At 41.6% G+C, this 25,933-nt stretch carries 24 protein-coding genes and 1 rRNA gene; 10 read left to right on the forward strand and 15 right to left on the reverse strand.

Annotated elements, in window-relative coordinates; all coding sequences use genetic code 11:
* Positions 1-121 precede the first annotated feature (121 nt).
* From ychF to ACOZ9X_RS18815, 3 genes are all read right to left on the reverse strand, one after another.
* Positions 122-1,219, reverse strand: a complete 1,098-nt coding sequence (ychF, locus tag ACOZ9X_RS18805) for a redox-regulated ATPase YchF (protein ID WP_144696568.1) — start codon at positions 1,217-1,219, stop codon at positions 122-124.
* Between the two features lie 195 nt (positions 1,220-1,414).
* Positions 1,415-1,612, reverse strand: coding sequence for a DUF951 domain-containing protein (locus tag ACOZ9X_RS18810; protein WP_137791311.1), 198 nt, complete (start codon positions 1,610-1,612; stop codon positions 1,415-1,417).
* 13 nt (positions 1,613-1,625) lie between these two features.
* Positions 1,626-2,510: a mechanosensitive ion channel family protein gene (locus ACOZ9X_RS18815; RefSeq protein WP_423419518.1), complete on the reverse strand. Its 885-nt coding sequence runs from the start codon at positions 2,508-2,510 to the stop codon at positions 1,626-1,628.
* A 223-nt stretch (positions 2,511-2,733) separates the two neighbouring features.
* On the opposite strand from ACOZ9X_RS18815, the gene yyaC reads away from it, so the two are divergent.
* On the forward strand, positions 2,734-3,366 hold the full coding sequence (gene yyaC / locus ACOZ9X_RS18820; protein ID WP_423419519.1) for a spore protease YyaC: 633 nt from the start codon (positions 2,734-2,736) through the stop codon (positions 3,364-3,366).
* Positions 3,367-3,408: 42 nt separating this feature from the next.
* On the opposite strand, the gene ACOZ9X_RS18825 is transcribed toward yyaC, so the two are convergent.
* From ACOZ9X_RS18825 to rpmH, 12 genes are all read right to left on the reverse strand, one after another.
* Positions 3,409-4,143, reverse strand: coding sequence for a DUF554 domain-containing protein (locus tag ACOZ9X_RS18825; protein ID WP_423419520.1), 735 nt, complete (start codon positions 4,141-4,143; stop codon positions 3,409-3,411).
* Between the two features lie 182 nt (positions 4,144-4,325).
* Positions 4,326-5,168: a ParB/RepB/Spo0J family partition protein gene (locus tag ACOZ9X_RS18830; RefSeq protein ID WP_423419521.1), complete on the reverse strand. Its 843-nt coding sequence runs from the start codon at positions 5,166-5,168 to the stop codon at positions 4,326-4,328.
* Positions 5,149-5,922 carry a ParA family protein gene (locus ACOZ9X_RS18835; protein ID WP_066399544.1) on the reverse strand — a complete coding sequence of 258 codons (774 nt, stop codon included), beginning with the start codon at positions 5,920-5,922 and terminating at the stop codon, positions 5,149-5,151. Before ACOZ9X_RS18835 ends, ACOZ9X_RS18830 begins: the two co-directional genes overlap by 20 nt.
* Positions 5,923-6,316: 394 nt before the next feature.
* Positions 6,317-7,180: a nucleoid occlusion protein gene (gene noc, locus ACOZ9X_RS18840; protein WP_066399545.1), complete on the reverse strand. Its 864-nt coding sequence runs from the start codon at positions 7,178-7,180 to the stop codon at positions 6,317-6,319.
* Positions 7,181-7,307: 127 nt separating this feature from the next.
* Complete coding sequence (gene rsmG, locus ACOZ9X_RS18845; RefSeq protein ID WP_379676248.1) at positions 7,308-8,024, reverse strand: 16S rRNA (guanine(527)-N(7))-methyltransferase RsmG; 717 nt, start codon at positions 8,022-8,024, stop codon at positions 7,308-7,310.
* A gap of 17 nt (positions 8,025-8,041) precedes the next feature.
* Complete coding sequence (gene mnmG / locus ACOZ9X_RS18850) at positions 8,042-9,928, reverse strand: tRNA uridine-5-carboxymethylaminomethyl(34) synthesis enzyme MnmG (RefSeq protein WP_423419522.1); 1,887 nt, start codon at positions 9,926-9,928, stop codon at positions 8,042-8,044.
* An 18-nt stretch (positions 9,929-9,946) separates the two neighbouring features.
* Complete coding sequence (gene mnmE / locus ACOZ9X_RS18855) at positions 9,947-11,323, reverse strand: tRNA uridine-5-carboxymethylaminomethyl(34) synthesis GTPase MnmE (protein ID WP_423419523.1); 1,377 nt, start codon at positions 11,321-11,323, stop codon at positions 9,947-9,949.
* Between the two features lie 280 nt (positions 11,324-11,603).
* On the reverse strand, positions 11,604-12,236 hold the full coding sequence (gene jag / locus ACOZ9X_RS18860; RefSeq protein WP_066399554.1) for an RNA-binding cell elongation regulator Jag/EloR: 633 nt from the start codon (positions 12,234-12,236) through the stop codon (positions 11,604-11,606).
* Positions 12,233-13,003 (reverse strand): YidC family membrane integrase SpoIIIJ, encoded by a 771-nt coding sequence (gene spoIIIJ, locus ACOZ9X_RS18865; protein ID WP_137791320.1) that lies wholly within the window; start codon positions 13,001-13,003, stop codon positions 12,233-12,235. The genes jag and spoIIIJ overlap by 4 nt, the downstream gene beginning before the upstream one ends.
* A gap of 37 nt (positions 13,004-13,040) precedes the next feature.
* Positions 13,041-13,268, reverse strand: coding sequence for a membrane protein insertion efficiency factor YidD (gene yidD, locus ACOZ9X_RS18870; RefSeq protein WP_082861542.1), 228 nt, complete (start codon positions 13,266-13,268; stop codon positions 13,041-13,043).
* A gap of 5 nt (positions 13,269-13,273) precedes the next feature.
* Positions 13,274-13,621 (reverse strand): ribonuclease P protein component, encoded by a 348-nt coding sequence (gene rnpA, locus ACOZ9X_RS18875; RefSeq protein WP_066399560.1) that lies wholly within the window; start codon positions 13,619-13,621, stop codon positions 13,274-13,276.
* Between the two features lie 191 nt (positions 13,622-13,812).
* Entirely contained in the window at positions 13,813-13,947 is a 135-nt protein-coding gene (gene rpmH / locus ACOZ9X_RS18880; RefSeq protein ID WP_007201576.1) for a 50S ribosomal protein L34, read from the reverse strand.
* 940 nt (positions 13,948-14,887) lie between these two features.
* Between rpmH and dnaA the strand changes: the two genes are divergently transcribed.
* The 9 genes from dnaA to ACOZ9X_RS18925 all read left to right on the forward strand — a co-directional run.
* Positions 14,888-16,243 (forward strand): chromosomal replication initiator protein DnaA, encoded by a 1,356-nt coding sequence (gene dnaA, locus ACOZ9X_RS18885; RefSeq protein ID WP_423419524.1) that lies wholly within the window; start codon positions 14,888-14,890, stop codon positions 16,241-16,243.
* A 172-nt stretch (positions 16,244-16,415) separates the two neighbouring features.
* Complete coding sequence (gene dnaN / locus ACOZ9X_RS18890) at positions 16,416-17,558, forward strand: DNA polymerase III subunit beta (RefSeq protein ID WP_423419525.1); 1,143 nt, start codon at positions 16,416-16,418, stop codon at positions 17,556-17,558.
* A gap of 312 nt (positions 17,559-17,870) precedes the next feature.
* Positions 17,871-18,086, forward strand: a complete 216-nt coding sequence (gene yaaA / locus ACOZ9X_RS18895) for a S4 domain-containing protein YaaA (protein WP_066399568.1) — start codon at positions 17,871-17,873, stop codon at positions 18,084-18,086.
* A gap of 11 nt (positions 18,087-18,097) precedes the next feature.
* Positions 18,098-19,219, forward strand: a complete 1,122-nt coding sequence (gene recF, locus ACOZ9X_RS18900) for a DNA replication/repair protein RecF (protein WP_066399570.1) — start codon at positions 18,098-18,100, stop codon at positions 19,217-19,219.
* A 10-nt stretch (positions 19,220-19,229) separates the two neighbouring features.
* Positions 19,230-19,499 (forward strand): extracellular matrix regulator RemB, encoded by a 270-nt coding sequence (remB, locus tag ACOZ9X_RS18905; RefSeq protein WP_066399572.1) that lies wholly within the window; start codon positions 19,230-19,232, stop codon positions 19,497-19,499.
* Between the two features lie 32 nt (positions 19,500-19,531).
* Complete coding sequence (gene gyrB / locus ACOZ9X_RS18910; RefSeq protein ID WP_066399573.1) at positions 19,532-21,478, forward strand: DNA topoisomerase (ATP-hydrolyzing) subunit B; 1,947 nt, start codon at positions 19,532-19,534, stop codon at positions 21,476-21,478.
* A gap of 185 nt (positions 21,479-21,663) precedes the next feature.
* Positions 21,664-24,216 carry a DNA gyrase subunit A gene (gyrA, locus tag ACOZ9X_RS18915; protein WP_066399575.1) on the forward strand — a complete coding sequence of 851 codons (2,553 nt, stop codon included), beginning with the start codon at positions 21,664-21,666 and terminating at the stop codon, positions 24,214-24,216.
* A gap of 90 nt (positions 24,217-24,306) precedes the next feature.
* A complete protein-coding gene (locus ACOZ9X_RS18920) occupies positions 24,307-25,425 on the forward strand; it encodes an HD-GYP domain-containing protein (protein WP_423419526.1) in 1,119 nt (372 codons plus the stop codon).
* Between the two features lie 297 nt (positions 25,426-25,722).
* Positions 25,723-25,933 (forward strand): 16S ribosomal RNA (locus tag ACOZ9X_RS18925); the annotation flags it as partial.

The raw sequence follows: 25,933 nt of genomic DNA on the forward strand, positions 1-25,933 counted from the left end.
CTGCGGGACGAGCGATCAGGTGAGACCCTTAAAGGCGCGAAGCGGCAAGGGGCTCAGCGGTCGCCCCGCGGAAAGCGAAGCAACCTGCAACGGAAATCAACGACTTTCATAAGGTTTTTTATTAAACATTAAAACGGAAATGAACTACATCTCCATCTTTCATCTCATATTCCTTACCTTCAAGACGCACCTTACCTTTTTCTTTAGCAGCTGCCATGTTGCCCGCCGCCATCAGATCATCATAAGCTACGATCTCTGCACGAATAAATCCTCTTTCAAAATCCGTGTGGATGATTCCCGCACACGCAGGAGCCTTCATCCCTTTACGGAACGTCCAAGCACGTACTTCTTGAACACCCGCTGTAAAGTAAGTAGCTAGACCTAGAAGTGAATAAGAAGCACGGATCAATTTATCAAGACCCGCTTCTTCGATACCAAGCTCACCTAAGAATGCCATCTTTTCGTCGCCATCAAGCTCAGCGATTTCTTCTTCCACTTTTGCACAGATTACGATAACTTCTGCATTTTCACGTGCAGCATATTCTTTAACTGCTTCAACATGCTCGTTCGTACCTTCTAGGAGCTCATCTTCGCTCACGTTAGCAACATAAAGGATCGGCTTCATTGTAAGAAGGTGCATCGTGTGAACAATCTTCTTCTCTTCAGGTGTTAGATCAACACTTCGTGCCGGAAGTTCTTGCATAAGAGCTTCTTTGATTTTTGAAAGAACAGCAAACTCCGCTACTGCTTCTTTGTCTTTAGACTTTGCAAGCTTTTCAACACGTGCAACACGCTTGTCGATCGACTCTAGATCAGCAAAGATGAGCTCTAGGTTGATAACTTCAATATCATCGATCGGATTCACTTTTCCGTGTACGTGCGTAATGTTTTCATCATCAAAACAACGAACAACTTGAAGGATCGCGTCTGTTTGACGGATGTGAGATAAGAATTTGTTTCCTAATCCTTCTCCTTTACTCGCCCCTTTTACGATTCCAGCGATATCTGTGAATTCAAAAGTTGTAGGAACTACTTTTTTGGGCTGTACCATCTCTGTTAATTTTTGAAGACGGTTGTCTGGTACTTCAACGATTCCAACGTTCGGATCGATCGTACAGAACGGATAGTTAGCAGATTCAGCACCCGCTTGTGTAATAGCATTAAACAATGTAGATTTACCAACGTTCGGCAAACCAACGATTCCAGTTGTAAGAGCCACTGTTCATTCACTCCTCTGTTTTATATAAAGCTTAGAAACCTAAGACTTTTCATTTAATAAAAAAATATCCTTCCCAATTATAGGTTTTATCATCTTAAAAAACAAGAAGAACCGGGTCTTGTAACCCGGCTCAAACGTTTAATCATTTATTAAATTTTCAAGACGTGTTTTTTGTTTCACGTGAAACAGGAATTGTTACTCGCCAGGAGAGGCTAGAACTTTTTTTATTTTCTTAGCGAACTCAGCTCTTGGGAGCATCACGCTATGCTGACATCCCATGCACTTAATCCTAATATCGGCACCCATTCGAATGACTTTCCAACGATTCGTTCCACATGGATGCTGTTTTTTCATTTCTACTTCATCGTGAAGTTGAAACTCTTTTTGCTGCATAATCAGCTCTCCCTTATTTATTTTCTTTTGGTAATGGTTCTTTTTGATACGTGACCATTTTTGGATATGGAATCTCAATCCCTGCTACTTCAAGCTCATGTTTCAGCGTTTTACGAAGTTCACGAGCGATCTTAAAGTGTGTCATAGGAAGTACCTCTGCAGTAACACGGATTACAACTTCTGAGGCCCCGAGCATCTGCACGCCCAATACTTCTGGTTCTTTGACCATCTCAGGATAGTTCGGCTTAGCATTCTTCACAACTTCTTGAATTATCGTTTGAGCCTTATCGATATCCTCTTCATAAGCAATGCTCAAGTCAACGACCGCAATGCTGTTATGAACAGAAAAATTCGTAACTTCTGTGATAGACGAATTCGGCAGGATATGTAATTCTCCTGTCCAGCTTTTAATTTTTGTTGTTCTTAATCCGATTTCTTCAACAGTTCCTTCAAAGTTTGTGATTCGTACCGTGTCTCCAACTGAGAACTGATTTTCGAAGATGATGAAAAAGCCTGTAATGATATCCTTAACAAGACTTTGGGCACCAAAACCAATCGCTAGACCAACCACTCCGGCACCGGCAAGAATGGCTTTAATATCTACACCAAACTCCGTTAGGATGGTTAAGATCGCTACAAAATAAATCACATAAGAAGCAACATTATCTAACAGTCTAAACAGAGTGTTCTCTCTTCTCTCACTTAAACGAAGAGGAGATTTCAGTCGAACTTTAAATACATTAGCTATCGCTGCTTTTACAATATATTTAAAGATAATGGCGAGTATTATGATTCCTACGATCTTTAAGCTCGTAGTAGCAATGCCTGTCCACCATTCTTTATCGGAAAAAATCGTGACAGCCTTTTCTGCAGTTTCCGGTAAATTCGCACCTGCCAATGGATCATCTTCCTCTCTTTGATTATGAAATTATTTAATCAGCTTTTGCTGAGAATATCAAATGTAATTACGCAACCTGCTTCTAGAAAAACTTCTAGAGTTACGAGTGCAGGGGAAACGGGTATAGACTTTAAACAAAAGTCTGTGATTATTGTATTCTACCATGTATAAGAAAAGGATTTCTTCCGTATACTAGTAGAACCATTATAAAGGAGAGGATGTCATGTTCCTCAAACGGAAGCTGGGATTAGGGAAACCCATTCAATATAAATTGCACCACGAAGACAAGGAAGCGATGCTCAGAATCACCGAACAAATTTTACCTATGCTTCCGGAATCAGCTCATCAGCCAGTTGTCGTTGTCTGTATAGGAACAGACAGGTCGACAGGCGATGCATTAGGCCCTCTAGTTGGTACAAGGTTGCACAACAAAGATACATTCCCATTCTTTGTTTACGGCACACTAGATGATCCTGTTCATGCGGTGAATTTAGAAGAAAAGTTAAAGATGATCGCTACTGAGCATCCAGGTGCTTTTGTTATAGGAATTGATGCTTGTTTAGGTCGATTAAACCACGTTGGCATGGTTTCGATCAACGATGGACCTGTTAAACCAGGGGCTGGCGTTAACAAACAGCTGCCGCCTGTTGGTGATATGCATATTACAGGTATCGTAAACGTCAGTGGTTTTATGGAGTACTTTGTTCTCCAAAACACACGACTCAGCATTGTGATGAAGATGGCTGATCTCATCGCTGATTCCCTTCATATGGCTTGTTTACGTAAAAAGATTCAGCAAAAAAACATGATGACAAGCACCGAATCTCGTCCACAAGACATCTACAAAATTCAATAGCAAAAGCCGCTTCTAGGATTACTATAGAGGCGGCTTTTTTGTTTACATCAACCCTTCGGAGAACGCTAGAATGCTTTCCCATTTTTCAACGATAAAAACTAGAATCGTTGCGATGAGTAAGCCAGGCAGAAGGTTTGCAACACGAATCTTAGCTATTCCAAGTAAATTAAGTCCGATCGCTACGATCATGATTCCACCCGTACCTGTTATCTCTACAATTAGGGCATCCATCAATTCTTGAGAAACGAAGCGATCGATCTGTGTAGCCATCAAGGCGATCATTCCTTGATATAAAACGACTGGTATAGCAGAAAACATGACTCCTATGCCGAGCGTTGAAGTAAACAGGATTGCACAGAATCCATCGATCAGCGCTTTTGTATAAAGAACATCATGCTGTTGTCTAAGACCGCTATCAAGAGCACCCACGATCGACATCGCTCCTACAACAAACACAAGCGTAGCCGTTACAAAACCGGTAGCAACCGATCCTTTATCTTGTTTTCCGACCTTCGTCTCTAGCCACTTTCCAATCGCGTTCAATCGCTCTTCAAGATTCCACCATTCACCGAGAGCGCCTCCGACCGCCAAACTTGCGATCACGATTAAGAACTGCTCGCTCTTCAGACCCATCCCGATTCCCAAGATCGTCACAGCTAATGCCATCGCTTGTAAGATCGTATCTTTATAACGATCAGAAATATTGGTCCAAAATAATCCTAAAAAGCTTCCTGCAATAATTGCAATACCGTTAACTATCGTTCCTAACAGTGACATTTTTTTATGCTCTCCTATCTAAGTTGGTCATCTTTGATTACTATAAAGATAGATTCAAGGTACATACTTTCTCTGTTGATTATTAGTTAGCTTGAATGTAGTTGATCCCCGTTCCAGGATTCTTTAAGAAAACTCATTTAGAAATAGTAAAAAAGAAAACCACCTAAGAGATGGTTTTCTGCTTACTTTTCTAACAGTTCTAAAATGCGTTCCAGGTCATCTTGTGAAAAGAATTCGATTTCAATTTTCCCTTTTCGTTTTGATTTTTTAATCGAAACTGAAGTACCAAAACGATCGCGTAAAGAAGATTCTTTTTCTTGAAAGAAAACGTTCGCTGGAACTGTTTTTTTCTTTGTTCCACGTGAAACATTCATATTAATATCAGAGATCAACTTTTCAAGCTGTCTCACGTTTAAGTTATCATTCATTACCCGGTCAACAACAAGCTGCATCTTCGTCTTTTTCTTAAGACCTAGCAATGCTCGTCCATGTCCCATTGATATTTGCCCGTTGGACAAGAGTTCAAGAACAGGTTTTGGAAGCTGAAGCAAACGAATGTGGTTTGCGATGTGAGGACGACTCTTTCCAACACGAGTAGCTAACTCTTCTTGCGTCAGTTTTAAGTGTTCCATCAGCTTCTGATACGCTTGAGCCTCTTCAACAGGATTGAGATCTTCACGCTGCAAGTTCTCAATAAGAGCAACTTCCATCATTTTTTGTTCGTCATAATCTTTTACGATCACAGGGATGACTTTCAATCCCGCTTCTGAAGCCGCGCGGAACCGTCTTTCTCCTAGAACGATTTCAAACCCTTTAATACTTTTTCGCACAACAATGGGTTGTAGAATCCCATGTTCAATAATGGATTCTTTTAGTTCTTCAATGGCTTTTTGGTCAAACACTTTTCGGGGCTGATACGGATTTGGCCTTAGCTCTGATATACTGACTTCTTTGATCTGCTCTTCTTCCCCTGCTTCTGTTGGAGGAAAGAAGGCATGCAGCCCTTTACCTAACCCTTTCACCAATGCCGATCACTTCCTTCGCAAAATCTAAATAAACATCAGCACCTCTGGATTTCGGATCATAGATGATGATCGGTTTCCCGTGACTCGGCGCTTCAGATAGTCTAACGTTTCTTGGTATGATGGTTTCATACACTTTATCTTGAAAATATTTTTTTACTTCTTCAATGACTTGAATACCTAAGTTTGTACGTGCATCCAGCATGGTAAGCAGCACACCGTCAATCATCAGATCAGTATTTAAATGCTTTTGTACAAGTCGTACAGTGTTTAAAAGCTGACTTAAACCTTCTAGCGCGTAATACTCACACTGAACAGGTATGATGACTGAGTCAGAAGCTGTTAATGAGTTGATGGTAAGCAGTCCTAATGATGGCGGACAATCAATAATAATAAAATCATAATTAGCACTTACCTTTTCTAACGCTCTTTTTAACCGAACTTCTCGAGAGATCGTTGGTACGAGTTCGATCTCAGCTCCAGCAAGCTGTATCGTCGACGGTAGGATATGTAAACCTTCACAGATGGTCTCGACGATCACGTCTTTTACTTCTACATCCTCGACGAGAACATTGTAGATACACTGGTCGATATCCCCTTTATCTACACCTACGCCACTTGTCGCGTTTCCTTGAGGATCTATGTCTACGAGCAATACTTTTTTACCGAAATATGCTAAGCATGCACCAAGGTTGACCGACGTAGTCGTTTTTCCGACTCCGCCTTTCTGGTTGGCTACTGCAATGGTCTTGGCCACGTTGTCACCTACCTCACTTAAAAACATTCATTATCTATTATTCTATCACGAAGAAAATAAAATGACGTACGGAATTATAGAAAAAAGTATTTTCAGCTGAATTATTTTGCAAATTATATTGTTGAAGACTAAAGACAATAAGTTTATGCTTTTGCATTTAAGTTATTCTTTTCTTCATTGACAAGTTGATTGGAGTGTAAGGTGCGAGACTCTCGGCTAGGACACGCGGTCAGGTGAGACACTTAATGGCGCATAGCGGCAAGTGGCTCACCGCCTGCCCCACGGAAAGCGAGCGTCCTGAAACGGAGATCAACCACACTTTCAAAAACGACATAGAATTCTAAACCAACAAAAAAACCACCAGCTCCCATTCAAGCTGATGGTCTTATCTTTTTTATTTTTTCGGAATGCGAATCGTGAACTGATAGAACTCCTCATGCTCTTCTTCTTCTGTATCGATCGATAGCCCGCTTTGCACGACCATGTCTACCGATTGTCTTACCGTATTGATTGCTAGTCGCATATCCTTGCTATACGATTTACGGCGTGATTGAGGTTTCTTTTCTGCTGTTTCAGATTCAATCATCCGTTTTACACGTTCTTCAGTTTGCTTTACATTCAATTGCTTTTCGATGATTTCTTGAAGAACGGCCTCCATCTTTTCAGGAGATTTCAAAACGATCAATGCACGAGCATGACGCTCTGTTACCTTTTTCTGCAAAAGGGCATCTTGAATAGACTGCGGAAGCTTTAACAGACGCAGCTTGTTCGCAATCGTAGACTGACCTTTCCCTAACTTTTGAGCAAGTCCTTCTTGTGTGAGTCCGTGCAATTCTAGAAGCTTAGCATATGCCATCGCTTCTTCAATAGCTGTCAACTCTTCTCGCTGAAGGTTCTCAATAAGTGCTACAGAAGCCGTTTGAGAGTCGTCCATCTCTTTAATGATCGCAGGAATCTTTTCCCATCCAAGTTTTTGGACAGCACGCCACCTACGTTCGCCCGCGATCAGCTCGTATTTGTCGTCGCCTATACCTCGAACAACGATGGGTTGAATGATCCCGTGAGCTTCAATCGTCTGTGATAACTCTTCGATTCGTTCATCTATAAAAACCGTACGAGGCTGAAACCGGTTAGGTATGATTCTTTGAACCGGAAGTTGAAGTACTTCTTCGTTGTCGTTTTTTTCAGCTGGTTCTGGATCTAAGGTTTGCTGGCTCTTTTCGCCGATGCCGAATAAACGTGAAAAAGGATGCTTCATGCGAATACACCACCTTTTGTAATCTGCCTGTTAACTAATTCTTCTCTCTAGTTCAATAATCCTGCAAGTCTGTAAAAATCTTTCTTTTATGTAACAGCTATGTTTCACATAGAAACACAGCCTAAGATTACGAAATAGGAGATTTATTTGGCGTTCCAGGTTTACGCGGAAATTTCTTTGGTGTTTCTTTTACTTTGTCAATAACAATGATATTGCGTTCGCTCTCTTCGATCGGTAATACGAACGAGTGAATATCTTTTACTTTACCGCCTAAAAGTTTAACTGCTTTTTCTCCGTCTCTCACTTCTTCAGGAAGGTTAGCACCCTTCATTCCTAAGAAGTGTCCACCAATTTTTACGAGTGGCAAACAGAGCTCAGATAGTACAGATAGTCTAGCAACCGCACGAGCCGTCACAAGATCGAACGTCTGTCTAAACTCCGGACGGTGAGCAAAAGTTTCTGCACGGTCATGATACAGAGATACTTCTTCTAAACCAAGTTCATCTACTACGTGCTGTAAAAATCCGATGCGTTTATTCAGAGAATCAACGACCGTTAGCTTGATTTCTGGAAATGCAATCTTCAGTGGTATAGCTGGGAAACCTGCTCCAGCCCCAACATCGCACACCGTGATGTCTTGATTAAAATCAAAATAAAAACCTGCCGTCACAGAATCATAAAAGTGTTTCAAATACACTTCTTCTTTTTCTGTAATCGCTGTAAGATTCATTTTTTCGTTCCACTCAACGAGCAGGTTATAATACGTTTCAAACTGTGAAAGCTGCTTTTCAGATAATTCGACTCCCTTTTCTTTTAAGGAAGTTTGAAACAATTCGATATTCATGATTTTCACGTTCCCCCTCAACGGGCGATCTTCGCCAGTTTACCTTGTTCGAGATAGATCAACAGAATCGAGATATCTGCTGGGTTTACCCCTGATACACGTGATGCCTGCCCGACAGAAAGAGGCCGAACTTCGTGAAGTTTTTGTTTGGCTTCTGTAGCTAGTCCATTGATTGCCATATAATCAAGATCTACCGGAAGCTTTTTGTTTTCCATCTTACGCATCTTTTCAACTTGTGCGAGCTGTTTATCGATATATCCCGCATATTTCACCTGAATCTCAACCTGCTCCATCACTGTCTCCGGCAATGCTGTTTCAGCTGGTACGAGTTTATGAATAACAGGATATGTGATCTCAGGACGCTTTAACAAGTTAGCCGCTGACATCGGTTCTTTTAATGAAGTCGATTGCGACTCTGCAAGAACTTGCTGTACGATTTCACTCGGTTTGATTGAAACATGCTCGAGTCGATCTATTTCCTGCGCAATTAATGCTTTCTTCTCTTCAAAGCGTTCGTAACGATCTTGTGGTATCAGTCCGATTTCATGACCTTTTTTCGTTAGTCGCAGATCTGCGTTGTCATGTCTTAACAATAAACGGTACTCTGCACGCGATGTTAGAAGGCGATACGGTTCGTTCGTTCCTTTTGTGATCAAGTCGTCGATCAAGACTCCGATGTACGCTTCTGAACGATCAAGCACAAGAGGCTCTTTATCTTGGACTTTTAACGCAGCGTTAATTCCCGCCATGAGTCCTTGACCTGCTGCCTCTTCATATCCGCTCGTTCCGTTCAGCTGCCCTGCTGTAAATAGACCGTTCACACGCTTCGTCTCAAGAGATGGCCAAAGTTGAGTTGGAACGATCGCATCATACTCAATCGCATATCCCGCACGCATCAACTCTGCTTTTTCAAGACCAGGAATCGTTGCTAAGATTCGTTTCTGTACATCTTCAGGAAGACTTGTAGAAAGGCCTTGAACATATACTTCTTCTGTATTGCGTCCTTCAGGCTCTAAGAAGATCTGATGTCTTGGTTTATCATTGAAACGTACGATCTTATCCTCGATCGATGGACAATATCTCGGTCCAGTACCTTCGATCATTCCGGAATACATCGGTGAGCGATGAAGGTTTCCGTTTATTAACTGATGCGTTTCTTCACCTGTATACGTTAGCCAGCAAGGAAGCTGATCTGTGATGTACTCTGTTGTTTCATAAGAAAAAGCACGAGGTACATCGTCACCAGGCTGAATTTCGGTTTTGGAATAATCAATCGTCTTGCTGTTAACACGCGGAGGTGTACCTGTTTTGAAACGCACCATGTCAAAGCCTAACTCTTGCAGATGAAAAGACAAGTTGATCGAAGGAGCCATGTTGTTTGGGCCGCTCTCATAAGCAAGCTCTCCGATGATAATCTTCCCTCTTAAGTACGTTCCCGTTGTAAGTACGACCGCTTTTGCCGCGTATTCCGCACCGGTTTTTGTGATAACACCTCTACATTCACCGTCTTCGATGATCAGACGCTCTACCATCCCTTGACGTAATGTAAGGTTCTCTGTGTTTTCCATCGTTTTTTTCATTTCATGCTGATACAGATATTTATCCGCTTGCGCGCGCAGCGCACGTACCGCTGGGCCTTTACCTGTGTTCAGCATACGCATTTGAATATGTGTCTTGTCGATGTTACGTGCCATCTCTCCGCCAAGTGCGTCAACTTCACGAACGACGATCCCTTTAGCCGGTCCGCCTACTGACGGATTACATGGCATATAGGCGACTGTATCTAAGTTCAGCGTTAAACATAATGTTTTAGCGCCCATACGTGCAGAAGCAAGTGCCGCTTCAACACCGGCATGTCCTGCACCGACTACGATCACATCAAACGTATCTGCTTTATATCCCATCGTTTTTTCCTCCTTTTTTTATTTTCCTAAACAGAATTGAGAGAACAATTGGTCGATCAGACTCTCTGAAACCGTGTCTCCTACGATTTCTCCGAGTATCTCCCAAGCTCTTGTAATATCGATCTGTACCATATCTATAGGTAGATCTGCTTCAATGCCGCCGAGTGCTTCATCGATATGATGAATCGTCTGCTGCAGAAGTGCGATGTGCCTAGAGTTGGATACGTATGTTAAGTCTTGCGCTTCGATTCCGCCTGCAAAGAACAAGTTTGCGATCGCTTGTTCAAGTTCATCTATTCCCTCTTCTTTTACTAAAGAGGTTGAGATAACAGGTGAATTCTCTGCAAGTTCTTTGATTCGGTCCATGTCTACTTTCATTTCAAGATCTGTTTTATTAATAATTACGATCTTATCGAGTCCGGCAGCTGCACGGAACAAGTTCTCATCTTCAAGTGAGAGCACTTCGTTCCCGTTTATAACAAGCAGAATGAGATCAGCTTCTTTTAATACTTTACGTGATTTTTCAACACCGATCTTTTCCACGATGTCTTCTGTCTCACGAATTCCAGCTGTATCAACTAATCGTAACGGCACGCCTCTAACGTTCACGTACTCTTCGATAACGTCACGTGTCGTTCCGGCGATATCTGTAACGATCGCTTTGTTCTCATGAACGAGTGCATTCATAAGAGATGACTTCCCTACATTCGGTCTTCCGATGATCGCCGTAGACAATCCTTCGCGAAGGATCTTACCTTGGCTTGCAGTTTGTAAAATTGATTCTACTTCTTTTTTTACAGTGAGAAGGTTGTTATTCAACAGAGAATGAGTCATCTCTTCTGCGTCATACTCTGGATAATCGATGTTCACTTCTACATGTGCGATCGTTTCTAAGAGAGTTTGTCTAAGACGCATAACGAGTGATGATAAACGGCCTTCCATCTGGTTGAGGGCAACGTTCATCGCACGGTCTGTCTTCGCTCGGATCAGATCCATGACCGCTTCCGCTTGAGAAAGATCGATCCTCCCGTTTAAGAATGCTCGCTTCGTAAATTCTCCTGGTTCCGCTAAGCGCGCTCCTTGCTGAAGAATCAATTGAAGAACTCTATTTACAGAAACTAACCCTCCATGACAGTTGATCTCAACAACATCTTCCCGCGTGAACGTACGCGGTTCACGCATCACGCTGATCATTACTTCTTCAACTGCTTGATCGAGTTTCGGATCGATCAATTTTCCGTAATGAATCGTGTGTGTATCAACTTCAGAGAGACGTTTTGTCCCACTATAAACTTTATCTGCAATGGCAACTGCGTCAGGTCCGCTCAAACGGACAATTGCGATCGCTCCTTCTCCCATAGGAGTGGAGATCGCTGTTATCGTGTCAAATTCCATTGTTGTATCACCTCGGCTTTCCTCTTTCTTACGCTCTATATAAATTACTTTTAGTATGGCCTTAAATAAGTACTGCAATAAGGTTTTAGTAAAAATGGACATAAATATCCACAATAAAAAATAGTGTATCGCATAATGTGCTCACAGTAAAGAAAACGAGGCTGAAATGAAGCTTAAAAACGACCTTAAATGTGCTAGCATGATTAACTAAAAGACGTAGCTTATCATCATTTTGATGAAAGCAAAAAAAAACTTCAGAGGATAAACCTCTGAAGCTTTTTTATCTTTTGCTTGAGGATGTCGGGCGGATTACAACCTTACGAAAAGGCTCAACCCCTTCAGACGTAGTCTCAACATCTCTGTTTTCTTTGAGTGCTAAATGAATCACTTTTCGTTCATTAGCAGGCATCGGCTCAAAAGCAAAGCTTTTCTTTGTGAAAAACACCTTTTGTGCAGAATGCTCAGCTAAACGCTCGAGTGACTCTTGTCTTCTGGTACGATAGTTTTCAGCATCAAGCACAATTTTCACATGCTTGCTTGCAGGATCAGAGTTTGCAACCATATTCGTTAAAAGCTGAAGCGCATTAAGCGTTTGTCCACGTTTTCCAATTAAAATCGCAATTTTGTCACCGGATAAATCCAGCACAAGATGATCATTTTCCTGTCGCTGTGTGATGGTAACGGGCACTCCCATTTTGGATGTAACATCCTCGAGGTAGTCGATCGCGGATTTAACAGGATCAGCTTTCACTGTTACTTCAACAACTGCTGGCTTCCCGCCAAGTCCAAAGAAACCTTTTTTGGAATCTTCTAGAACGGATATCTCTACTTGATCTTTTGAAGTCTGAAGTTGTTCTAGTGCTGCTGCTACTGCTTCTTCAACCGTTTTCCCTGTTACCTGTACCTTTTTCACTTTTTAGCTCCCCCATCAACTTGGTTTTCTTTCTTTTTCATTGGGGTCGTAATGAAATATGTCTGTCCAATCATGAATATGTTACCGATCACCCAATATAGAGATAGTGCAGCTGGGAAATTAATCGCAAACACAACGATCATTACTGGCATGATGTATAAAAGCATCTTCATCTGCGGATTTGGATTATCCATTCCGCCCATCATGATCTTTTGCTGTAAGAATGTCGTTAAACCGGCTACTAACGGTAAGATATAAAATGGATCCGGATCTCCTAAGTCAAACCAAAGGAAATTATGGTTCGCGATTTCACCCGTACGCATGATCGCGTGGTAGAAACCTAAAAGAATCGGCATCTGAATCAATAAAGGTAAACAACCAGCAAGCGGATTAACTCCGTTCTTCTGGAATAAAGCCATCGTTTCTTGCTGTAATTTCTGTTGTGTGTTCGCATCTTTCGACTTGTACTTTTCACGAAGCTTTTGAATTTCAGGCTGAATTTCTTGCATCGCTTTAGAACTGCGTGTTTGCTTAATCATTAACGGAAGAAGCGCAGTACGAATGATCAATGTTACGATAATGATCGCTAATCCGTAGTTTTCACCAGTTAAGGTCGCAAAGTATGTGATCAACCATGATAACGGATATACAAAATATGTGTCCCAAATTCCCGTTCTGTCTTCTGTGATGGGATCCATCGTTCCACATCCTGATAGGACAGCCATGAGTGCGAAAAGGGCAATCAGTAAACCTATTTTCTTACGCAAACTCTTATCCTCCTTAAAATCATAAATCTTATCTCAATTATTTATTGTCCCTTTTTTCAGGCACGAGGTCAACGCCTCCGGGATGAAAAGGATGGCACTTTGAAATTCTGACAAAAGTTAGCCACATTCCTTTAAATACACCGTGACGCCTGAAAGCTTCTATGCCGTAATGCGAGCATGTCGGATAAAAGCGGCATGAAGGCGGTGTTAGCGGGGAAATCCATAGCTGGTAAAAACGAATAATCCCTATAAATAAGGACCTCATTTTTCTTACACCCTCTTTTTTAATACGTTCGCTCTGTTCAAAACATGAAGCAGACTTTTTTCCATCTCGTGAAAGTCCATATTAGCAGTAGGTATTCTCGCGATAACCACGTAATCCCTGCCTGAAAGAAGCTGTTCACTATATTTATGGAAGATTTCCTTAACAGATCGTTTAATTCTGTTTCTCGTAACAGCTTTTCCAACTTTTTTGCTAACAGAAAGACCGATTCGAAAAACAGGCTGATCTTCTTTTCTTAAACTGTATATTACAAATTGGCGATTAGCCGTTGATTTTCCTTTTTTGAAGACTTCTTGAAATTCCTCATTTTTTTTGATGCGCTGTTCTTTCTTCATTCATTTAACACTCCATCAATTATGCAATCTCATTCCAAAGTCTTTTTGTTGCTATTCATCACCCAGTATCGGCCTGTTTTCTTCATATAAAACCTTTAACTTCGAAAAAACGACCTCGTACAGAAAACACGGACTTGGAGTGAGCAAAATTCTCTCTATAAAAGTAAAAAAAGACCACTGATGTCAGTGGCCTATGCGGATAACACTTTTCTTCCCTTTTGACGACGGCGAGCTAGAACTTTACGACCGTTCTTAGTAGCCATACGTGCACGGAAACCATGTACCTTCTTACGCTTACGATTGTTCGGTTGAAATGTAGGTTTCATGTATATTACACCTCCCTGAGGATATCTCTTATAAAAGACAGTCTAATAAAGTATAATGACTGACCCATAAATTTGTCAAGCTGGATTTTAAGTTTGTGTTTTTTTGCAAGTTTTTTGCCTTTGAAAGTGATGATCTCTGTTATCAAGTCTTGCCCAAACAAGTTTGAGAACATGAGATCCAGCATCGATTCCTCCATGTGAAAATTCAGTTTCAGTCTAGATCATTCTTACGATCCGAAAGAGAACGTCAGGTAAAACACAGATTTTTTATATAAGTGTTTTGGTTATTGCTTCATTGACAAGTTAATTGAAGTGAAAGATGCGAGACTCCTACGGGACGAGCGATCAGGTGTAGACTCCTAATGGCGCGTAGCGGCAGGAGGCTCACCGTTCGCCCCGTGGAAAGAGAGCACCTGTAACGGAAATTAACTACTTTCACATCCAACAGAGCATACCCACCATTTCTCCTTCTACAAGCTTCACCAAAATCTTCACGAGCTAACCTGTGGACATCTTTTTCGACATGGTTTTCATTATCCACACCAATTATCGACACGTTTTACACAAAATCTAGTGTTGTGGACAACTTTTCTACACAAGGTATGGGCGTTGTGGATAAGTAACAATAACTCGTTGCCAAGCCTGATTATTTTTGATATGCTAGTTGTGTTTTAACTCGTTAACAACCTGCACCGCTAATAAAGTTATTCACAACCTGTGGATAAACTTGTGGACAGGTTTCAAAAGCTGTTATAAAGGTTGTCCACAGATAAGGTTTAACTGTTCATAATCCTATTATCTACTATATTAATTATCATTCACATAAGGTGTGGACTTTTTATTTTTATTCATAGGTATTCACTGGGTGTACAATTCTTATACAACAGGGAAATGACTGCTGAAATAGGATGATTCGAAAGAGATAAGGGGGGTAAATTGGTTGGAAAACATAAACGACCTATGGTCCAAAGCACTTGCTGCGATCGAAACAAAAGTCAGTAAGCCTAGCTTTGAGACTTGGTTAAAATCAACAACGGCTCATGCATTACAAAATGATACGCTCGTAATTACTGCGCCAAATGAGTTTGCCCGTGACTGGCTGGAATCCAGATATGCAGGTATCATTTCAGAGACGCTTCTAGACGTAACAGGAGCAGCGCTTGACGTAAAGTTCATCATTCCACAAAATCAGACAGAACTAGACCTAGATCTGGAACTTTCCATGAAAAAAGCCCCAAAAGCAGCAAATGAGCCTCACGAAGAAGTTTCCCAAAGTATGTTGAATCCGAAATATACGTTTGACCGATTCGTTATCGGTTCTGGAAACCGTTTTGCTCATGCCGCTTCATTAGCTGTTGCTGAAGCACCGGCAAAAGCTTATAACCCGCTATTTATTTACGGGGGCGTTGGTTTAGGAAAAACGCATCTTATGCATGCGATCGGCCATTATGTATTGGAACATAATCCTGGGGCGAAGGTTGTTTACCTGTCTTCAGAAAAATTTACGAATGAGTTCATCAACTCAATTCGTGACAATAAAACAGTTGAGTTTCGCAACAAATTTCGCAGCGTGGACGTGCTTTTAATAGATGATATTCAGTTCCTTGCAGGAAAAGAACAAACGCAAGAGGAATTTTTCCATACATTTAACGCACTTCATGAAGAAAGTAAGCAGATTGTCATCTCTAGTGATCGACCTCCAAAGGAGATTCCGACATTAGAAGACAGACTTCGTTCCCGCTTTGAATGGGGACTTATTACGGATATCACACCTCCTGACTTAGAAACGCGTATTGCGATTTTACGTAAAAAAGCGAAAGCAGAAGGCCTTGATATACCAAACGAAGTGATGCTCTATATCGCGAATCAGATAGATACGAACATTAGAGAGTTAGAAGGAGCACTCATTCGTGTTGTTGCTTATTCTTCTCTCATCAACCAAGATATGAATGCAGATCTTGCAGCAGAAGCACTTCGCGACATTATTCCTTCTGCAAAGCCAAGAACTTTGACGATTCACCATATACAAGAAGTAGTTGGCAAGCATTACAATGTGAAGCTAGAAGATTTTACAGCAAAGAAACGAACAAAATCTGTAGCTTTTCCTAGGCAGATCGCGATGTATCTTTCTCGTGAACTAACCGATAACTCTTTACCTAAAATAGGTGAAGAATTTGGAGGTCGCGACCATACAACGGTTCTTCATGCTCACGAAAAGATCTCTACTATGCTGATAACGGATCATATTCTGCAAAGAAAAGTGCAAGAAATTCATGATCAGCTGAAATCCAACTAAATAAACAACACTGAATACTGTGAATAACTGCAGTTACTTTATACACAGTCTGTCCACATGTGGATAGGCTGTTCTATCTTTGTTTTGTAGGGTTATCCACACATTCACAGCGCCTAGTACTATTACTACTATTTTTTTAAAAGATTTTAATAAATATCAGGGGGGCAAAATAATGAAAGTTAAGATTCAGTTAAACCAGTTGATCGAAGCTGTTCAAGATGTAATGAAAGCTGTATCTTCAAGAACAACAATTCCGATTCTGACGGGAATCAAAATGGAAGTCACATATGACGGTGTTCATCTGACTGGTAGCGATTCTGATATTTCAATTGAACGACTGATACCGGTTGAAGAAGGAGATCTTGTACATATCGAAGTGAAGCAAGAAGGAAGTGTCGTACTTCCCGCTCGTTATTTTTCAGAGATCGTTAAAAAACTTCCGAATGATTCTGTTGAGATCGAAGTAGGTGAGCGTTTTGAAACCACTCTTCGTTCAGGCGCTTCTGAATTCAGCCTTTTAGGGTTAGACCCTGAAGAATACCCTAGACTACCGCAGATCGAAGAAAACTTAGTCTTTGAGATTCAGAGTGATCTTCTAAAAGCGATGATCCGCCAAACTGTCTTTGCAGTGTCCACCTCAGAAACACGCCCTATCCTAACAGGTGTTAATTGGACGTTAACTGACGGTGTTCTAAACTGTATTGCAACAGATAGTCATCGCTTGGCTGAACGTAAAATGCCGATCGATTCTCAAAGTGAAGAGCTTTCATTCCAGAACGTCGTCATTCCTGGTAAAAGTTTGAACGAACTTTCAAAGATTCTAGATGAAAATGCTGAAAAAGTTCAAATCGTCGTAACGAACAATCAGATCTTGTTCAAAGCAAAAAACATCTTATTGTTCTCAAGACTACTAGACGGAAACTATCCGGATACATCAAAATTGATTCCTTCAGAGAGCAAAACAACTTTTGTTCTGAAGACAAAAGAATTCTTACAAGCGATCGACCGTGCTTCTTTATTAGCGAGAGAAGGAAGAAACAACGTCGTGAAGCTAGCAACACTTGATAACCAAACAATCGAACTTTCTTCAAATTCTCCAGAGATCGGTAAAGTATTTGAACATATGATCGCAGAGGAGATTGAAGGAGAAGAGCTAAAGATCTCATTCAACGCAAAATATGTGATGGAAGCACTTAAAGTTATGGATTGCTCAGAGATCAGCATCCTGTTCACAGGTGCGATGAGACCATTCCTGATCCAACCCGTCTCAGATGATTCCATCCGCCAATTAATTCTACCTGTAAGAACGTACTAAAATATAAAGCTGCCGGAATCACCGGTGGCTTTCTTTTCTTTCTAAGTCCATCGTTTTTTGGAGAAACTAGTAAGAGCCACATGTTTTTCTAATATATTTACTAACAGATTTTTGAATTTTTGTATATTTCACATCATCGAGTATTGATCGGAGTGCAAGGTGCGAGACTCCTGCGGGACTAGCGGTCAGGTGAGACACTTAGTGGCGCATAGCGGCAAGTGGCTCACCGCCTGCCCCGCGGAAAGCGAGCATCCTGGAACGCAGATCAACCTTTCAAACATACCAAAGAAACAACCAGGAGGTTTTTTTAAAATGGAAAACGTAAAGATCAACACCGAATTCATCACCCTTCAACAACTGTTGAAAACTACCGATGTCATCCAATCGGGAGGAATGGTAAAATGGTATTTAGCAGAACATGAAGTTCTTGTGAACGGAGAACATGAAACACGCCGAGGTAAGAAACTATATGCGGGTGATGTCGTGTCCATTCCAGAAGTAGGAGAGTTCAAGGTAACAACGGAATAGGGGGTATCCCTTTGCATATCGAAAAGCTTCAGCTTAGGAATTACAGAAACTATAAAGAACAGTCTCTGGAGTTCGAGAATAAGGTCAATGTTTTTCTAGGTGAGAATGCACAAGGAAAAACAAATGTCATGGAATCAATCTATGTTTTGGCCATGGCACGATCATATCGAACAGCAAAAGATAAAGAGTTGATATCTTGGGACGAAGAATATGCTAAAATAGAGGGTAGCATCAAAAAGAGAAACAGTTCTTTTGATTTAAGTCTCGTCATCTCACAAAAAGGAAAAAAAGCGAAAATCAGCCGTATCGAACAACGCCGGTTAACTGATTACGTTGGACATCTAAATGTGGTTATGTTTGCACCTGAGGATCTTAATCTTGTAAAAGGCAGTCCACAGGTGCGTCGTCGTTTTATTGATATGGAGATCGGCCAGGTGAACGCAGTTTATTTAAATGACCTTTCTGTGTACCAAAAGATTTTGTCTCAGCGAAACTCTTTATTAAGAGAAATGTATCGCAACAAAAGTCAACAGAACATGACGATGCTCGAGATCTTAACCGAACAGCTTATTGATAAAGCAGCCAGAGTGACGCTGAAACGCATGAAATACATGGAGAAGCTCCAAAGTTGGGCAGAACCGATCCATCATGGAATATCCAGAGGGTTGGAAACGTTAAAAATTCATTACAAACCAACTATAGAGGTATGTGATGAGCTCGACTTGTCGAAAATGATAGAAGCGTTTCATCTGAAGTTTGGTAAAATAAAAGAAAAAGAGATTGACCGAGGAACTTCTTTATTTGGTCCTCATCGGGACGATCTGCTTTTTTCAGTGAACGGAAAAGACGTGCAGACATTCGGATCTCAAGGACAACAGAGAACGACTGCTCTTTCTTTGAAGCTCGCTGAGATCGATCTGATCTATTCAGAAGTCGGGGAATACCCGATCCTATTGTTGGACGATGTGTTATCTGAACTAGACGATTTCAGACAATCACATCTTTTAAATACGATTCAAGGTAAAGTACAAACCTTTGTTACAACGACTAGTGTGGAAGGGATACACCACGAAACACTCGAGAAAGCCGCAACTTACAAGGTTCATGCAGGCTCTATAGAACGTTTGAAATGAGGTGAGGACATTGCTTTTGCATTTAGGTGATGAAGAAGTCATTCATTCAAAAGATGTGCTGGCGATATTGGATATCAATGCGTTAAAGGCTTCTGAGTTAGCCTTAGAGTTTCTTAAAAAGCATGAGAACAATCAGACATTGACCGATTTAAGCGGAAATGCTGCTAAATCCGTAATCATTACAGATAAAACGATCTATCTATCTCCTCTTTCTGCCTCTACGTTAAAAAAGAGAGCCTCTGATCGCCTCGAACTTGAAAATGGCTGGAATATAAAATAAAGGTTTTATAAATAAAGCGTTTTTAAACCGGAATGAAGGTGAACGAATTGACGACTGAACAACAGTTAGAACAACAGCAAAATTATGATGAAAGTAATATCCAGGTTCTCGAAGGTCTTGAAGCCGTCCGTAAACGTCCAGGGATGTATATCGGTGCTACGAACGTACGCGGTCTTCACCATCTCGTTTGGGAGATCGTCGATAACTCGATCGATGAAGCTTTAGCAGGTTATTGTGACACGATCCGAATTACGATCGAAGAAGATAACAGCATCACGGTAGAAGATAACGGTCGTGGAATCCCTGTAGGTATGCATGAAAAGATGGGAAGACCAGCTCTAGAAGTTATCATGACGGTTCTACATGCCGGAGGAAAATTTGGCGGTGGAGGTTACAAAGTATCAGGTGGATTGCACGGTGTTGGTGCCTCGGTAGTTAACGCTTTGTCCACGATGCTTGAAGTAACTGTATCTCGTGATGGAAAGCTGCATTATCAGTCTTACGAGCGCGGCGTGCCGACTGCAGATCTCAAAGTTATCGGCGAAACAGACAAGACAGGTACTCGTACTCACTTCAAACCAGACCCTGAAATTTTTACTGAATCATTAGAATATGATTTCCCTACACTCTCAAACCGTATTCGTGAACTTGCATACTTGAACCGTGGTCTTCGTATCATCGCTGAAGACAAGCGCGGTGAAGAGCCTGTTGTAAAGGAATACCACTATGAAGGCGGGATTAAATCTTATGTAGAGCACATCAACCGTACGCGTGAAGTGCTGCATGAAGAACCAATCTTCGTTGAAGGGGAAAAGGATGGCATCTCGGTTGAGATCGCGTTCCAATACAACGACAGCTACGCAAGCAACATCTATTCGTTTGCGAACAACATCAATACACATGAAGGCGGTACGCACGAGTCAGGGTTCAAAACAGCTCTAACACGTGTGATCAACGATTATGGCCGTAAGAACAATCTGTTCAAAGACAACGATACAAACTTAACGGGTGAAGACGTTCGTGAAGGTCTAACAGCGATCATCTCGATCAAACACCCTGATCCTCAGTTCGAAGGGCAAACGAAAACGAAGCTCGGCAACTCTGAAGCAAGACAGATCACAGAGTCCATCTTCTCAGAGACGTTTTCATCTTTCATGCTAGAGAATCCGGTCGTTGCGAAATCAATTGTTGAAAAAGGAATGATGGCACTGCGTGCGCGTGTTGCTGCTAAAAAAGCACGTGAACTAACACGACGTAAGAGTGCGTTAGAAGTATCGTCATTGCCTGGTAAACTGGCAGACTGTTCTTCAAAAGATGCAAGCATCTCAGAGATCTATGTGGTTGAGGGTGACTCTGCCGGTGGATCGGCTAAGCAAGGACGTGACCGTCATTTCCAAGCGATCTTGCCACTTCGCGGTAAGATCATCAACGTTGAAAAAGCACGACTCGACAAAATCCTTTCAAATAACGAGGTTCGTGCGATCATCACAGCTTTAGGAACAGGAATCGGTGATGAGTTCGATATTACGAAAGCTCGTTATCATAAGATCATCATCATGACTGATGCCGATGTCGATGGTGCACATATCCGTACGTTGCTTCTAACGTTCTTTTTCAGATATATGCGTCCGATCATTGAGCACGGCTATATCTATATCGCACAGCCACCACTTTACAAAATACAGCAAGGTAAGCGTATCGAGTATGCCTATAACGATAAAGAGCTTGAAAAATTATTGGCTGAACTTCCGCAAGTTCCTAAGCCACAGCTTCAGCGTTATAAGGGTCTAGGAGAGATGAACCCATCTCAGTTATGGGAAACGACAATGGATCCTGAGACTCGTACATTACTACAGGTTGAAATGAAAGATGCGATGGCAGCGGATGAAACGTTCGATATCTTAATGGGCGACAAAGTTGAACCGCGCCGTGACTTTATCCAAGAAAACGCACAATATGTGACGAACTTAGATATCTAAGCAAGGCACGCCTGCGGTAAGCAGTTACTTTAAAGTAAATAATCATATGAAATGCTTAGCGGTTAACGCCGCAAAAGCTGAACATAAAAGATACTGAAGCTGGACAAGGTCCAGTTTCGGTGCGTTTAAGCGCCGAACGAGGGGGCTTTAAAAACCTGTTCTAAAGGGTTATGGAGGTAGAATGAATGTCTGAAATGGAACGTTCCCGGATTAAAGAAATTAATATTAGTACGGAAATGAAAGCATCATTCATGGATTATGCCATGAGTGTTATTGTCAGCCGAGCTTTGCCAGATGTGCGTGACGGACTAAAGCCTGTTCACAGACGTATTCTTTATGCGATGAACGACCTTGGTATGACGGCTGATAAAGCATACAAAAAATCTGCTCGTATCGTTGGGGAAGTAATCGGTAAGTATCACCCACACGGTGACTCTGCTGTATACGACACGATGGTTCGTATGGCACAGGATTTCAACTTCCGCCACATGCTGATCGACGGTCATGGTAACTTTGGTTCGGTCGATGGCGATGCAGCGGCAGCGATGCGTTACACAGAAGCTCGTATGTCTAAGATCGCCATGGAAATGGTGCGTGACATCAACAAAGACACGATCGGTTACAAAGATAACTATGATGGATCTGAACAAGAACCGGTTGTATTACCTGCTCGCTTCCCGAACTTGCTCGTTAACGGTGCTGCGGGGATCGCGGTTGGTATGGCGACGAACATTCCGCCGCATCAATTAGGTGAAGTGATCGACGGTATTCTAGCAGTGAGTGAAAATCCGGATATCACGATTCCTGAACTGATGGAAATCATTCCAGGCCCAGACTTTCCAACGGCAGGTGAAATTCTAGGACGTGAAGGAATTCGCAAAGCTTACACAACTGGAAGAGGCTCCATCATTATCCGCGCAAAAGCAGAAATCGAAGAGATGCCTAGCGGAAAACAAGCGATTATCGTAACGGAACTTCCTTATCAAGTTAACAAAGCACGTTTGATCGAAAAGATCGCTGAGCTCGTTCGTGATAAAAAGATCGAGGGTATCACGGATCTTCGTGATGAATCTGACCGTAACGGTATGCGTATCGTCATGGAGATACGCCGTGATGCGAATGCCAATGTTATTTTAAATAATTTATATAAACAGACAGCTCTACAGACAAGCTTTGGTATTAACATGCTTGCACTTGTTGATGGACATCCAAAAGTTCTTAACATCAAAGAATGTTTGTATCATTATCTGAAGCATCAGCAAGTCATCATCCGTCGCCGTACGGAATTTGACCTTAAAAAAGCAGAAGCAAGAGCTCATATCCTTGAAGGTCTTCGTATCGCACTAGATCATCTGGATGAAGTTATTGCACTCATCCGTGGATCAAGAACAACGGATCTTGCGCGTGAAGGCTTAATGGAAAAGTTTGAACTAAGCTACGAGCAATCTCAAGCGATCTTAGATATGAGATTACAGCGATTAACAGGTTTAGAGCGAGACAAAATCGAGAACGAATACAACGATCTTGTTGCTTTAATTACAGAATTGAGAGCGATTCTTGCAGATGAACAAAGAATTCTTGAGATTATTCGTACAGAGCTTATCGAGATCAAAGAAAAGTACGACAACCCTAGACGTACGATCATCTCTGTAGGATTTAATAGTATTGAAGACGAAGATCTGATTCCTCGTTCAAACATCGTTATTACATTAACGAACAAAGGCTACATCAAGCGCCTTCCGATCTCTACTTACCGTTCACAGCGCCGTGGTGGTAAAGGAATCCAAGGAATGGGCACGAGTGAGGATGACTTTGTTGAACAGCTGTTTACGACTAATACACACAACTATATCTTGTTCTTCACGAATAAAGGGAAGGCTTATAGGCTAAAAGGCTACGAGATTCCTGAATACGGAAGAACAGCAAAAGGTATTCCGATCATCAACTTGCTGCAGATTGAGCAAGGTGAAACGATCTCTGCTGTCATTCCTGTAGAAGACATGGAAAGTGATGAGATCTACCTGAACTTCATGACGAAACAGGGAATCACAAAACGTTCTCCGTTATCAGCTTATAGCAACATCCGTAAAGGTGGTCTTTTCGCGATCAACCTTCGTGAAGAAGATGAGTTGATGGGTGTTCGTTTAACAGATGGAACAAAAGATATCATCGTCGGAACGAAGCAAGGAATGTCGATCCGTTATCAAGAGACTGACGTTCGATCGATGGGTAGAACAGCAACAGGCGTTAAAGCCATTACTCTTGGCGATGACGATGCGGTTGTAGGTATGGAAGTCTTAGATGAGACACAAGATATCTTGATCGTTACTGACCGTGGTTACGGAAAACGTACACCTATGAGTGAATATCGTCTTCAATCACGCGGTGGTAAAGGGATCAAAACCGTAAACATCACGGAAAAGAACGGTCCGGTTGTTACGCTTAAGACCGTAACGGATGAAGAAGACCTCATGATCATTACAGCAAAAGGAATCATCATTCGTATGAACATCTCAGGCATCTCCCAAATGGGACGAAACACTCAAGGTGTCAGATTGATGACCATGAATGATACGAATCACGTAGCAACAGTAGCTGTTGTAGAACGTGAAGAAGAAACGGATGAGTTGCTGGATGAGGAAGGTAATCCAATCATTACAGAAGGTGAAGAAGGTATAGCACCTGCTGAAGAAACGACAGCTCCAGAAACAGATACAAACGAAGAGAATAACGAGTAATTTCTAAAAAGAGGAAAATGTATCTACATTTTCCTCTTTTTTATATGTAAAATAAAATTATGACCTTCCAAATAAAAGGAGCTTTTTTGTATGAAGATAAAAACGAGTCAAGCTAAGGCTGGGCAGATGCTGGTTCAGGATGTCTTCTCGATGACTAATCAGCCGATCGTCAATAAAAACACGAGATTAAATACTGAGCATCTGCGCGTACTTACTCGTTTTCAGATCGATGAGATAGATGTTTTGAATGAATCAGCATCTGGTGTGAACACAACACGTCAAGTAAAAGACCAACTGACTAATAGAAGTGAAGCGAGGATACCTGAAGAACAAATACATACTCAAACGCCTGAAAAAGAAGAGCTTTCTTTTCCAGCCCTGTACATGCAAACGGTAAAACGTTATAAACAATTGTTTACAAACTGGCAATCTGGCAGTCCTGTCGATATGTTCGAAGTCCGACAAAGTGTTCTACCTGTATTAGAGAAAGGATCGAGTGTACCGAAAGAGATCTTATTGCTGCATCACTACGCTACGAGTGCTGATTATATGTACCACCATTCAATCGCTGTAGGCATCCTAAGTACGTTCTTAGCTAAAAAGTTAAACTTCTCTAGCGGAGACTGCATACAGATTGGTCTAGCGGGAGTGCTGTCCGATTGCGGTATGGCAAAAATACAGCCTACATTACTAAAGAAGAGCGGGTCATTAACGACAGCTGAATTTGATGAAGTGAAGAAACACACGATTCAAGGCTACAACATGCTGAAAAAGATCCCCTCTATTAAAGAAGGTGTCCTTCTCGGTGTTCTTCAACATCACGAACGAACAGATGGATCAGGTTATCCTCTAAAAGTAAAAGGAAATAAGCTTCATCCATTCAGTAAAGTATTAGCAGTAGCTGATGTTTACTTAGCCATGACCGCTGAGCGACCTTACCGAAGCAAGCAATCTCCGTTCAAGGTGCTAGAGATGATGATGAAAGATCAGTTTGGAAAATTTGATCATCAGGTGATGCAGGCGATGTTAGCCGGACTTTCTACTTTATCAGTGGGCAGCCGGGTTAGACTTACAAACTATGATATCGGTGATATCGTATTTATAGAAGAAAGCCAACCGACACGACCGATGATCAAGTTAGAAGCTAGCGGTGATATCATCGCACTTAAAAACCGCAACGATTTATTTATAGAAGAGCTTCTATCCTAGGATAGAAGTTTTTTTAATTTAGGTATTGCCACGGGTTGGTAACCGTGGTAAACTAATCAAGCTGTCTTAGAAACAGCACATTACAAACTGTTAGCGCGATGAAATGTTTCACAATGAAATGTTTTTGAAAAAGTTTTAAAAAGCTATTGACTCTAGCGCTTCAGTGTGGTATATTATTAAAGTCGCCAAAACAAAACGGCGCACGAAACACACAGTTCTTTGAAAACTGAACAAAAGAAATAGGTAAGGAATTAAGAATTAATTCCATCAGTTTTAAAACCGAGCAAGACAAACACTTTTATGGAGAGTTTGATCCTGGCTCAGGATGAACGCTGGCGGCGTGCCTAATACATGCAAGTCGAGCGAATGATGAGGAGCTTGCTCCTCTGATTTAGCGGCGGACGGGTGAGTAACACGTGGGTAATCTGCCTGTAAGACGGGGATAACTCCGGGAAACCGGGGCTAATACCGGATAATAAGAGAAGAAGCATTTCTTCTTTTTGAAAGT

Origin of the sequence: Fictibacillus nanhaiensis (assembly GCF_049537595.1) — a bacterium.
GTDB classification, from domain to species: domain Bacteria; phylum Bacillota; class Bacilli; order Bacillales; family Fictibacillaceae; genus Fictibacillus; species Fictibacillus nanhaiensis_F.